This window comes from Pedobacter frigiditerrae, from assembly GCF_004331645.1.
GTDB lineage: Bacteria > Bacteroidota > Bacteroidia > Sphingobacteriales > Sphingobacteriaceae > Pedobacter > Pedobacter frigiditerrae.
The window spans coordinates 147403-161010 of sequence record NZ_SJSK01000001.1; the positions used below are offsets into that span (position 1 = coordinate 147403).

Consider the following 13608-nt stretch of genomic DNA (forward strand, 5'->3'; position numbering starts at 1 on the left):
AAACCTATCTATTACAAATGGTGGTTTAAACTTTCTTGTAAAAACGGATGATTCTTAGCAATTAATGGTTTTTTGCTTAAAGCAGTTAATACAGTAAACGTAAACAAACCTACAAATCCTAATGCTGTCCCGATTTCAATGATGCCGAAACCAGCACCATCTTTAGTTCCAAATTCAAATACACCTGGCATAATCATTTGGTAATAATCTACCCAGTGACCACATAGAACCACAATACATACTGTCAATAAAACATTCTCACTTCTCTTATTGTCACGATCCATTAACAATAACAATGGTGATAAAAAGTTCATGATTAAATTGATATAGAACCAAGCTTCGTAGTTATTGAAACGTTTGTAGAAATATACTGTCTCTTCAGACATATTTGCATAGTAAATCAATAAGAATTGAGCAAACCATACATAAGTCCAGAAAATAGAGAAACCAAAGATAAACTGACCTAAATTATGTAAGTGGCTATTGTTAACCCAGCTCATGTAACCTGCTTTTCTTAACAAGATAATGATTACCGCTATTGTAGCTAAACTACTTACCCACATTGCGGCGAAGTTATACCAACCAAACATAGTTGAGAACCAGTGAGCCTCTAACGACATGATGGTATCGAAAGCAAATATCGGAGTAGTAAAACCGTAGATTACTAAGAAAATACATGAATACTTAAAACTCTTTTGATATGAAGATAAACCTCCATTTAAGTCTTCGTTGTAAGACCATTTAGTAACGAAATAAGCAAATAAGCTATATGCACCTAAGAAAACAACTTGTCTTCCCATAAAGAAAGGTACATTTAAGAATGCTGATTTACCATCGATTAACTTATCATAATCTGGAGAACTAGGATCAGTTAATCCAGGTGCATTCCAGTGATGATACAAGTTATGAGTGTACAAGCCTAAGCCTACAACAACCAATAAAATGATTACAGCAATTGGCAAAGTCTTAGCCATTGCTTGAGGTACGCGAAGAATTGAGGCAGACCATCCTGCTTGTGCAACGAATTGAACAGCTAAGAAGAAAGCTCCAGACATACATACACAGGCAAAATAATATGCCATAAGTAACAGGTTGGCAAAAGTACGTTCGTGACTTACTTCATCTCCCATAAAACCATAAGCAATAGCACCAATACCCACAAGGATACCGATAATGCTTAAGGCTTTTACCTTTCCTGTAAACTCAAATTGTTCACTTAAATTATAATGATGAGTTCCCATTTAATTTGCTTTTCTTATTTTATTTTTTGTAATTGTTGAACATACATCACCACTTTCCATCTTTCAGTTGGCGTTAGTTGTGAAGCATGAGATCCCATTGCATTTAAACCATACATAATAGTATGATAGACTTTTCCAGCTGGCATAGTGTTCATTGCACCGCCACGAGATGAAACCGCATCAGCAGCGTGGTAAGATGGAACTCCAGATATACCTTTATCCAATTTCACGATATGACCTTGTCCATCACCTTTTTCTCCATGACATGGCGAACAGAACACGGTATAGAAGTGTTTACCTTCTAATAGATTTTGTTCTGTTAATGGTAGCGGATTAACTAACGCTGCTGAAGCTTCATAACCTTCTTTAGTATTAGCCAGTTCATATTTCACAAAACCAATTGGATCGGTGTTAGCTGGTGGAGTTTGAGCTGTAGCTCCGTTTGCAAAGTTTTTGTTTGGTTGATCTTGATTATAAGCAATCGGATCATACATATTTCTTGCATACTCTAAACCAGTACTTCTTTTATCGCTGCATGCCGAGAGCATAACAACAGAAACAAGTACGATTAATGTAGCGTAAACTATATATTTCTTATTCATAGCTGATATACTTCCTTTCATTATGCTTTACTTCCAAAGCACCTGCGCCTTTTAATAGTTCGTCAATTTTTGCGTGTTCTGCATTTTCCTTAGCATCGATAGCGATGATAAAACGATCGTTTGTTGCACGCAAATCCATAACTCTTGGTGCCCTTCCCGGAAACAAGTGGGTTGAAGCGTAGTACGATCCTACAAGGCCAAAAGCACAAAATAGAATAGTTAACTCAAAAGTAATTGGAATAAAATCTGGTAATGCAAAGTGGGTTTTACCACCAATGTTAATTGGCCAGTCTACCGTTGTTGCTAAAAACACACAGCTTAACATTGTTATTGTTCCGGTAATTCCGAAAAAGAATGCTGCGATATCTAATCTAGATCTTTTAACTCCCAATTTTGCTTCGATGCCGTGAATAGGCATAGGCGTATATACATCATGTATTTTGATGTTGTTCTCCTGTAACTTATCGATGCCATGCATCATCTCGTCAGGATCACCAAAACTGCCTAAAATATATTTGATATTACTCATTGTTATTTTTTTGCGTAATCTTCTAGGTTAACACTATCAAACTTTTCTAAAGACCCTACATAGTCTGCAACTTGTTCCTTATCTAAGTGTCCTTCTTCAATCAATTCTTTCTTAGCTTGCTCACTTGCACTCTTCAATAATAACTTTACCTCTGCAATTGCGATAGATGGTAATACTCTTAAGAATAACAAGAACAAAGTAAAGAATACACCAATTGAGCCAACAAATACACTCACATCAACCCAAGTTGGTGTAAAATCTGTCCAACTTGATGGTAAATAATCACGGTGTAATGAAGTTACGATAATTACGAAACGCTCGAACCACATACCTATGTTTACTACAATTGATAAAATCCAGGTAGCTGCAATATTAGTACGAATCTTTTTGAACCATAACAGCTGTGGAGAGATCACGTTACATGTCATCATCATCCAATATGCCCACCAGAATGGCCCTGTAGAACGGTTAATGAAAGCATATTGCTCATATTCTGAACCAGAATACCAAGCGATAAAGAACTCTGTTAAATAAGCTACCCCTACAATTGAACCGGTTAGGATGATGATCTTATTCATCGATTCGATATGGAACATGGTAATGTAGTTCTCTAGACCTAATACTTTACGTACAACTAATAATAAGGTTAATACCATGGCAAAGCCTGAGAAAATTGCACCAGCCACAAAATATGGAGGGAAAATGGTCGTATGCCATCCCGGAATTACCGAGGTTGCAAAGTCCATTGATACGATAGTGTGTACTGAAAGTACAAGTGGAGTTGAAATACCTGCTAAGATTAATGATACCGCTTCAAAACGTTGCCAAGTTTTAACGTTACCATTCCATCCGAAAGAAAGAATAGTATAAACTTTTTTACGTACACCTGCAGCTCTATCTCTAATTGTTGCAATATCTGGTAATAAACCTGTGTACCAGAATAATAATGATACTGAGAAGTAAGTAGAGATTGCAAACATATCCCATACCAATGGAGAGTTAAAGTTAACCCAAAGTGAACCAAATTGGTTTGGCAATGGTAATACCCAATAAGCCAACCATGGTCTACCCATGTGAGATACTACGTAAGTTGCGGCACAGATAACAGCGAAAATGGTCATCGCCTCTGCTGAACGGTTAATGGAATTTCGCCAATTCTGACGGAAGAGTAATAGTACTGCAGAGATTAGTGTTCCTGCGTGACCAATACCTACCCACCATACGAAACCGGTGATATCCCAAGCCCAACCTACTGTTTTATTTAATCCCCATGCTCCGATACCGAACCAGAAGGTATAACTAACGGCAACCACCCAAAGTGTAGCGCCACAAAGTGCGACGATAAAGCCAATCCACCAAGCCCTGTTCGGCTTGTTTTCTACTGGTAGTAAAATTTCATCCGTCATTTGTGCGTACGTGATGTTTTTACCAGTAATTAATGGTTCTCTTAAAATTGATTCGTTATGTCCTGACATAATTTATATTGCTAAGTACTGCTTACGCGTGTACTTCTTTAGTTTCTGAATCTATATTTCTAATTTTTGTCATATAACCAATACCTGGTTGTACGTTGATCTCCTCTAAAACATAGTAGATACGTTCGCTCTTCAATGCTTTAGCAACTTCTGAATTTGGATCATTTTTATCTCCAAAGATAATTGCATTAGCAGAACAAGCTTGTTGACAAGCCATTTTGATATCTCCATCTTTTAAAGCACGTTTCTCCATTTTAGCTGTTAATTTACCAGCTTGGATACGTTGAATACACATAGAGCATTTTTCCATTACCCCTCTAGAACGAGTAGTAACATCTGGATTTAATACTAATTGTGTAAACTCATTATTTAAATAGTTATCGAAACGTGAATCATTCCAGTAGTTAAACCAGTTGAAACGACGAACTTTGTATGGACAGTTGTTTGCGCAATAACGTGTACCTACACAACGGTTATAAGCCATGTGGTTTAAACCATCTGATGAGTGTACCGTTGCCAATACAGGACAAACTGTTTCGCACGGAGCGTGATCACAGTGTTGGCACATCATTGGTTGGTGAACTACAGAAACATTGTTCATTTGATTTTCTTCCAAATGCGCAATTTCTTTCTCTTTAGTTACTGCATTAGATCCTTCTTCGTGACCATGAGCTGCTTCTGCATGTGCAGCAGGCTCTTGGTTATAGCTGTAGTAACGATCAATACGCAACCAGTGCATCTCTCTACGTCTACGAACCTCGTCTTTACCAACAACAGGAATGTTATTTTCTACGTTACAAGCAACAATACAAGAACCACAACCAGTACAAGCATTCAAATCGATTGCCATTACCCAGTCATTACCTAATTTCTCATATTTATCGGTAGTCCACAAATCGTAAACTTTATGTTTATGGTGGTTACCAGAACCTGCAGCAGGATCTTTTAAGTAATCTTTTAAAGTAGTTTCACGAATGATATTTCTTCCTTCAAAAGAATAGTGAGTTTGTGTTTGAGCTAATTCCTCTCTTCCGCCAGTTGATGATAAGGTAACTGTAGTAGCATATTTTAATGTGCCATTACTGAAACTTACAAAAGGGAAAGCATTTTTACCTACGTTGTTACCAGCTTTACCAGTTTTAGTACGTCCATAACCCAAGGCAATAGAAGCAGTTCCCATTGCTTGACCTGGTTGAATTAAAATTGGAAGATCAATACCGTATCCTTTTTCGCCTTTAACAGTTAAGATATCAAATTCTTTATATCCTAATTTTTCTGCTTGCTTAGGAGCTAAAGCGATATAGTTATCCCAAGTTACTTTTGAAACTGGATCTGGTAATTCTTGCAAGAATGCATTGTTGGCATGTTTACCATCACGCATTGGAATACTTTCGTAAACTTGTAATTCTAGTCCGTCATTACCTTTTGCAACTAACGCTTTGCTACTTGCAGTGATTGATGAAGCAACAGCATCTAATGACATACTGAAGGTATAAGCACCTGCAGTTTTAGCGGTAGCACTAAATACACCTGTTTGTAATAAATCGTTCCAAGTTTTGCCTACAACTGGTAAAATGTTTTTCTCCCAATTGTTACGTACATATTGGTAGTAATCTTGAACAGCTGCGTCAGACCAAATTAATAAGCTTTGCTCTGCTTGACGAGAGTTAAATACAGGATTAATGGTTGGCTGAACGATTGAGTAAAATCCTTCGTAGCTATTTGCATCACCCCATGATTCTAAATAGTTAGGCGTAATAGCAACAACATCACAAAGACCAGCAGTTTCATCATCTCTATCTGCAAAAGATACTTTTAAAGCTACTTTAGCCAATGCATCAGTAAATGCTTTATTGTCGATGGCATCATAAGCTGGATTTGAATTCAAGAAGAAAACAGCAGCAACCTCGCCTCTATTCATCTCATTGATTAATTCAGCAAATTCTGCATCATTACCTTCGTAACGTTTGCAAGCATTATCTAAATCAATTGTAGTACCATAACTACCAATAGCGGAGTTAATGGCATTTACTAAAATCTGGGTAGATACATCATTAGAACCAGAAACCACTAATGATTTTCCTTTGTTCTGTAATAATTCTTTTGCAACTAATTTTAAGGCTTTATCTGCTGTTACATTGTTACCCAATGAACCACCAGCTAGACTTCCACCTGTAATCGCATTATATAAGGTAATTAATGCTGGTCCTTCCTCCGATAATTTAATTGGAACACGGGTATCAGCATTGGTACCTGTTAAACTCATACCAGCTTCAAATTGAAAGTGGCGAGACATTTTCTTTTTCTCTAGTGACTTGTAATTTCTATTAGCAACATATTGAGCAGTGAATTCTTCTCCGCTAATCCAAGTTCCTAAGAAATCTGCACCGAAACTTACAATAAGGTCTGCTTTATCGAAGTTATATTTTGGCAATACCGCTTTACCAAAGCTATTTTCATTTGCCTTGATGATACCTGTATAAGATACAGCATCGTATTGTACTAATTTTGTAGTAGGATATTTAACAGCAAAATCTGCAACAACTCCTTTAGCCGATGGGCTATTTAAGCTAGAAGAAACAATACGAATCTTTTTGCCAGAAGCTTGTGCTTTATTTAATTCGCCTTTAACAAACGTATCTAATTCAGACCAACTAGTTTTAGCTTTCTTAAGAGAAGGATCTGTTAATTTAGATACATCATATAAATCTAAAACTGAAGCTTGTGCTTGTGCATCAGTACCAGTACTAAATACACCTGCATTTGGATTAACCTCAATTTTAATAGGGCGACCAACTACTGTTTTTACCAATACGCTTTGACCTTTAAAAGTCGAAACGTAGAAATTTGGAATACCCGGAACAACCTCTTCTGGTCTAATTAAATAAGGAATTGATTTGGTTACAGGTGCTTTTTGGCAGGCAGCTAAAGTTACTGCACCCAACCCAAAGCCTAAGGCTTTTAAAAAGTCGCGGCGTGGTGTAACTGTACTTAATCCTGCCTCACTTAAAACATCTTCTATTGGAAGTGGCTCTGCAAATTCGTTTTTGTTGTTTTCAACAAAATCGGGAGTGTTTTTATACTCCTCTAAGCCTTTCCAGTATTTTTTATTGCTTTCCATTTAAGCTATATTACTGTTTATCGAACGTTCTTACTAAACTCTATTAATTAATAATGGCACTTACCACACTCTAAACCACCTAGCATTGCTGGAGTGATTTTTTCTCCTTTTTTGATTTTCTCGTGTGCCTCAATGATTTTGGTATAGAAGGCATCATCTTTTTTGCCAGAAATATCAGCGTCTTTATGACAGTTGATACACCATTTCATTGTTAATGGCGAATACTGATAAATTTCTTCCATTGTGTTAACTGGACCATGGCAAGCAAAACAAACCGGATCTTTAGGGTTAAGGCCTTTTTCTTTACGGATAGCTGCTTCACCAACTACTACGTGCTGAGAGTGGTTGAAGTAGGCGAAATCTGGCAAGTTGTGTACACGTACCCACTCGATTGGTTTTTCTTTAGTTTTATCGTATGTCTGTTTATCAGCATCATAACCTAAAGCATTATAAATCTTCATGATCTCTGGAGAAATCTGACCATCTTCTTTTCTAGCCTGTACGTTTTTGTGACAGTTCATACAAACGTTTAAAGAAGGAATAGTTGAGTTTTTAGACTTAAATGCACCGGTGTGGCAATATTGACAATCGATTTGATTGATACCAGCGTGTAATTCGTGAGAGAATTTAATTGGCTGTACTGGTTGATAACCTGTGTGAACACCTGTTTCCCACATGCCCATCCAACCGAACGAACCAAGTACCATTACCAAACACAAAACGAAGAAGAATACGAACTTCTTGTTTTTGAACAATCCTTTAACACCTGCAGCTAAAGAAACGTTTTCTTCTTCAACAACTACAATACCTTGTTTTTCTAGAATTAAACGTTCTAACATTTTTACTGCACGGCCTAAAACAACCAATACAATAATAGATAGTACGATAATTGCAACGATACCCAAGATAGAAAGCCCTGAAGCACCTTCGTCTTTTACCTCTGCGCCAGGAACTACAGCTACTTTTGGCTCACCTTCTTTAACGTAAGCCACAATGTTTAAAACTTGTGCATCTGTTAAAGTTGGGAAAGCAGTCATTTCTGAAGGCTTTAACTTTGACGCTTCGATCGCTTGTTTATTGCCTGAAGCAATTAAAGCTTGATTATTTTTAATCCATGGGATTAAAAACGAATCATCAAGTGTTTTTACCAATTCTGTTAATGCCGGGCCCGTTCCATCATGATCTAATGCGTGACAAGAAGCACATTTACTTTTAAATAAAGTCTTGCCTTCCACTAAATCAGTTTGTGCTTGCGCTCCAGCTACCATTAAAAAAGATAAAGCAGCAAAAATGAATGCGGACTTTGAAACTTTCTTAAAAAATAATGAGATATTCCTCATAATGAGTGTTTTATGCTTTTTATTGAAATAAATTTTAAATCTAGACGATGTTGTGACTGGTATCGCTCTTGAAGATTTGAACAAAAGTAAAATTTATTAAGTTACCAATGACATATTAATGACAGTGAAATACAATTTATAATCATTCTAAATTATTGAAATTTCAGCTTTAAACGCAAAAAAATCAACAATTTTTAAATAACTGTTGATTTCGATAGTCTTAAGTTTTCAAAAAAATTTGGAACTTAATATGCCAATAGTTAATAGACCATGAACCATAGCCTATCAACTATTAACTAACGAATTACATTTTCAAAATCCACGCAAAAATCAATGGAGCTACGATTGTTGCATCAGATTCTACAATGAATTTTGGTGTATGAATATCTAATTTGCCCCAGGTAATTTTCTCATTTGGCACTGCACCAGAGTAAGATCCGTAAGATGTAGTAGAATCTGATATCTGGCAGAAATAGCTCCAAAAAGGAATATTTTCCATTTCCATATCTTGATATAACATGGGCACAACACAAATTGGAAAATCACCTGCAATACCCCCACCTATTTGGAAAAAGCCAATGCCTTTACCTGCTGAGTTTGCGATATACCAATCTGCCAACCAACCCATATACTCTATACCACTTTTCATTGTGATTGCTTTTAACTCACTTTTCATTACATAAGACGCAAAGATATTTCCCATTGTAGAATCTTCCCATCCTGGAACAACAATTGGTAAATTTTTTTCAGCTGCTGCCAACATCCATGAGTTTTTAGGGTCAATTTCATAATATTGCTCCAAATCGCCACTTAACAACATTTTATACATGAACTCATGTGGAAAGTATCTTTCGCCTGCAGTATCTGCGTCTTTCCATATTTTATGGATGTGTTTTTGCAAACGACGAAATGCTTCTTCTTCAGGGATACAAGTATCGGTTACGCGGTTGTAATGGTTCTCTAATAAATCCCATTCATCCTGTGGACTTAAATCACGATAGTTTGGAACACGTTTATAATGTGAGTGTGCCACCAAGTTCATGATGTCTTCCTCTAAGTTTGCACCTGTACATGAAATGATAGCCACTTTATCTTGTCTAATCATTTCTGCCAAAGAAATACCCAATTCTGCAGTACTCATAGCACCTGCAAGGGTAATCATCATTTTTCCACCTTCATCTAAATGGGTTTCATAACCTTTAGCGGCATCCATCATAGCCGCAGCGTTAAAATGAAGATAGTTAGTCTCCATGAATTTCGATATCGGTCCTCTTGTCGTACTCATTTCTATATTTTTATTGTTCGGCTGCAAAAGTACAGTTTTTAGGTTAACTCCAAAAGTTCATTGGTTCATTAGTATTATTGTTCACTTGCGCAGTTAAACTGTGCCATTGGCATCTCTATGGAAAAAACGGTAATCATAAACTGCTAACTGAATTAGTTAAATACCTAAGTACAAAACCATCCTTAAAAATAGATTAGCTAACTATCTCTTAGTCTTCCCTTAGTCCCCATACTTATTTCATTCGTATTATAGTCTTATTGAGTCCGAGTCTAAACCATAATCAATCCGCCTCAAGAGCACAGCCGATGCGGACTTGATGCGGTCTTGCTAAGGGTAACATACGACTAAGGTGCAATGACAACTAAGGTAAGACAGACTATGACTGCAATGAGCCTTAATCTGAATTATACCTATCAAGCCAATTTTAATCCCTTTAACAGGTTTGTGATGTGAGCCTAAAAGCAAGCTCTTTCAATAATTAAACATTTAAGCAATAATTCCTTTACTTTGTGGCGATGAAAAAATTCTTAATCCTTTTGTTGTTAACTATTTTGGTTAATCCGCTTTTGGCGCAAAAAAAACTAATTCAAAAGTTATTGTCTAATGAAAAAGACACTACCCGCAAGGCCAGCTTTATGCCAATTCCAGTATTGGGCTATGCACAAGAAACTGGCTTTGAGTTTGGTTTAGGTGCACTTTATTCATTTTATATGGATAGAAAAGATACAACTAACCGTAGTTCTAACTTTTCTGGAACAGCATCTTACTCTACCAAAAAAACATACAACCTAACTTTAAAAGGTGATGCTTGGACACCAGGCAATAAATATCATTTTATTGGAGAACTTAAATTCAGAAAAACTCCATTTAACTTTTATGGCTTAGGAAATAATACTAATCAAAAAGATGAAGATAGGTTAGTACAACAGTTGATGAAAATCCAGCTTGATGCGGAGAAGACATTTATTAAAAATGCTTACACTGGACTTTCTATAGGATTTGAAGATTATAATTTCACAGATAAAGTTGCAGGTGGAATTTATAGTACCTCTCCTATTTTATATGATAGAGCTGGTGGCTCAGTATTATATTTAGGAGTGTCTCAAAGCTATGATACTAGAAACTCTAACAATTATCCAACAAAAGGCTTTTTTGGAAGAGTAACTTATCAATACGCACCAGACATTTATGGCGGCAGTAATTTTACTGGCAGTCAGGTAAAAGTCAATGTGCGTAATTTTTGGTCTTTGGCACCAAAAGTAGTTTTGGGTGTGCAAGGTCTATATCATACGGTGCAGGGAGATAAAACGCCTTTCTATTTGTTACCACAATTGGGTAACGACGAAATGATGCGTGGTTATTATACTGGTCGCTACCGCGATGAGAATTTATTGGCTGCCCAAGCAGAACTGCGTTATCGCTTCATGAACAGATTTGGCATTGTTGCCTTTGCAGGCGGAGGAAAAGTATTCGCCAACGGCAATTTCTCCTTACACGATTTAAAACCGGATTATGGTTTTGGCGGAAGGTATTTCTTTGATACCGCCAAAGGCTTAAGTGTTCGTTTAGATTATGGTGTAGGGGAGAAAAAAGCTGACGAAAAACGCCAAAGTGGAATGTATATTAGTTTGGCGGAGGCGTTTTAAATGTAAAATTTGTCATTCTGAGCCTGCGAAGAATCTCTATTTGTGAATTCATCTTTTAGATCCTTCCTTCGTCAGGATGACAAAACTCAAATTAGTGGCTTTCATTTAAATTCTTTATCTCTTAGAAAATTTTCACAATTTAGCCTTATCCGCATTTGGCTAAAACCAGCTATGCTCAAATGGTTCATTATGAAAAATTTATTCCTTTTACTCTTATTACCGCTCCAACTTTTTGCCCAAAAATTTACGCCAGCAGAAATTGCAGCTTACCAAGCGCAAGCTAAAAAGGTAAATATTATAAGAGACAAATGGGGAATTGCACACGTTTATGGCAAAACCGATGCTGATGCAGTTTTTGGTTTGTTATATGCACAATGTGAAGATGATTTTAAACGTGTAGAATTAAACTACATTGAAAAACTAGGCCGACTGGCTGAAATTAATGGGGAATCTGCAGTATTTAACGACCTTCAAATTCGATTGTTATTTGATAGTACAGAAGCAAAAGCCGATTACGCCAAGGCACAACCTTCCTTTAAAAAATTGCTTGATGCCTATGCAGCTGGCATAAATTATTACTTATATAAAAATGCAAAAGTTAAACCTGCATTACTAATTAGGTTTAAACCTTGGTTTCCTTTAATGTGGACAGATGGAAGTATTGGCGCTATTAATACCGCTGACTTAACCATTGAGGAGCTAAAGAAATTTTACACCGGTAATCATTCGCCAACAGCTTACATACCTGTAATTAAAGAGCAACATAGTGGATCAAATGGTTTTGCTTTTGCCCCTAGCATGACAGCGTCTGGCAATTCCATTTTATACATCAATCCGCATACTACGTTTTACTTTAGGCCAGAAGTGCAAATGCAAAGCGAAGAAGGCTTAAATGCCTATGGTGCAGTAACCTGGGGGCAATTTTTTATTTATCAAGGTTTTAATGAACATCTAGGCTGGATGCACACCTCAAACAATGTTGACATAGCAGATATCTATGCTGAGAAAATTATTAAAACTGATAAAGGTCTATTTTACCAATACGATAAAAAGAAATTTCCTGTAACGCAGAAAAAGATAAACATTAGCTACTTAGATGGAACATCCCTAAAAACCAAAACCTTTACTACCTACTTTACCAATAATGGCCCTGTTATGGCGATAAGAGATGGTAAATGGATCAGTTTAAAAGCTAAGAATAGAAATGCACAAAGTTTGGTTCAAAGTTGGGTACGCACCAAGGCTAAAAATTTTGAGGAATATCAAAAAGCAATGGATTTAAAGGCGAATGCTTCCAACAATACAGTTTATGCAGATGCACAAGGGAACATCGCCTTTTGGCACGGCAATTTTATTCCAATAAGAGATACAAAATATAACTGGAGTGAGGTTGTAGATGGTTCTACATCAGCCACTGCTTGGAAAGGCATGCACAATGTGAAAGATATGGTTCACGTTTATAATCCCGCAAATGGCTGGCTGCAAAACTGTAATTCTACTCCCTTTAGTTCAGCAGGAAAAAATAGTCCGATAAAAACAAATTACCCAAGTTATATGGCGCCAGATGGCGAGAACTTTAGGGGAGTTGCAGCAGTTAAATTATTAAGTAGACCTATTAAATATACTATGGAAAAGGTTATTGAAACCGGCTACGATAGTTATATGCCTGGTTTTGAAGTTCTAATTCCAGCTTTATTAAAAGCTTATAATCAATTGCCACAAAGTGATCCATTAATTGAAGAATTAAAAGCTCCTATAGCTATACTTAAAAACTGGGATTATAGATCTGCTGAAAATTCTGAAGCTACAACTTTGGCGATGGAGTGGGCACCAAGATTAAATTCTGCTATTCGTAAGGTGTATATCAACCCAGGTGATAAAGACCAGGTAGAGGCAACAACAGAGTTTGCTAAAAGTGCCAGGCCAAATGATTTATTAGATCCTTTAAAAGCCACCATGGCAGATTTAAACAAACGTTTCGGCAAATGGCAAATTGCTTGGGGAGAGTTGAATAGATTTCAACGTTTAACTGGAGCTATTAAGGAGAAATATGATGATAACTTACCTAGTCTGCCAGTTGGATTTGGCTCGGCAATGTGGGGCCAATTAGGTTCTTATATCAGCAATCCTTTTAAAACCAATAAACGTTATGGCTATAGCGGCAATAGCTTTGTTTGTGTGGTTGAATTTGGCAAAAGGATAAAGGCTAAATCTATTTTAGCTGGCGGAAATAGTGGCGACCCTAACTCCAAACATTTTACAGACCAAGCGTTAATGTACACCAAAGGTGAGTTTAAAGATGTGTTGTTTTATAAAGAAGATGTCTTGAAACACGTGGAGAGAAATTATCAGCCAGGGCAATAAGCAGC

The 13608-nt window shown here is 36.7% G+C and carries 9 protein-coding genes; 2 read left to right on the plus strand and 7 right to left on the minus strand.

Annotated elements, in window-relative coordinates; all coding sequences use genetic code 11:
• Positions 1-11: 11 nt before the first annotated feature.
• The 7 genes from EZ428_RS00665 to EZ428_RS00695 form a co-directional block, all read right to left on the minus strand.
• On the minus strand, positions 12-1241 hold the full coding sequence (locus EZ428_RS00665) for a quinol:cytochrome C oxidoreductase (RefSeq protein ID WP_131551186.1): 1230 nt from the start codon (positions 1239-1241) through the stop codon (positions 12-14).
• Between the two features lie 14 nt (positions 1242-1255).
• A complete protein-coding gene (locus EZ428_RS00670) occupies positions 1256-1843 on the minus strand; it encodes a c-type cytochrome (RefSeq protein ID WP_225870964.1) in 588 nt (195 codons plus the stop codon).
• Entirely contained in the window at positions 1836-2372 is a 537-nt protein-coding gene (locus EZ428_RS00675; RefSeq protein WP_131551188.1) for a DUF3341 domain-containing protein, read from the minus strand. Before EZ428_RS00675 ends, EZ428_RS00670 begins: the two co-directional genes overlap by 8 nt.
• Positions 2373-2374: 2 nt before the next feature.
• Complete coding sequence (nrfD, locus tag EZ428_RS00680) at positions 2375-3847, minus strand: NrfD/PsrC family molybdoenzyme membrane anchor subunit (protein ID WP_131551189.1); 1473 nt, start codon at positions 3845-3847, stop codon at positions 2375-2377.
• 22 nt (positions 3848-3869) lie between these two features.
• Positions 3870-6968, minus strand: coding sequence for a TAT-variant-translocated molybdopterin oxidoreductase (locus EZ428_RS00685; RefSeq protein ID WP_131551190.1), 3099 nt, complete (start codon positions 6966-6968; stop codon positions 3870-3872).
• 47 nt (positions 6969-7015) lie between these two features.
• Positions 7016-8308, minus strand: coding sequence for a c-type cytochrome (locus EZ428_RS00690; RefSeq protein ID WP_131551191.1), 1293 nt, complete (start codon positions 8306-8308; stop codon positions 7016-7018).
• Positions 8309-8612: 304 nt separating this feature from the next.
• Positions 8613-9593 (minus strand): deoxyhypusine synthase family protein, encoded by a 981-nt coding sequence (locus EZ428_RS00695; RefSeq protein ID WP_131551192.1) that lies wholly within the window; start codon positions 9591-9593, stop codon positions 8613-8615.
• Between the two features lie 515 nt (positions 9594-10108).
• Between EZ428_RS00695 and EZ428_RS00700 the strand changes: the two genes are divergently transcribed.
• Positions 10109-11239: a BamA/TamA family outer membrane protein gene (locus EZ428_RS00700; RefSeq protein ID WP_131551193.1), complete on the plus strand. Its 1131-nt coding sequence runs from the start codon at positions 10109-10111 to the stop codon at positions 11237-11239.
• A 189-nt stretch (positions 11240-11428) separates the two neighbouring features.
• Positions 11429-13603: a penicillin acylase family protein gene (locus EZ428_RS00705; RefSeq protein WP_131551194.1), complete on the plus strand. Its 2175-nt coding sequence runs from the start codon at positions 11429-11431 to the stop codon at positions 13601-13603.
• The last annotated feature ends 5 nt before the right edge of the window (positions 13604-13608 follow it).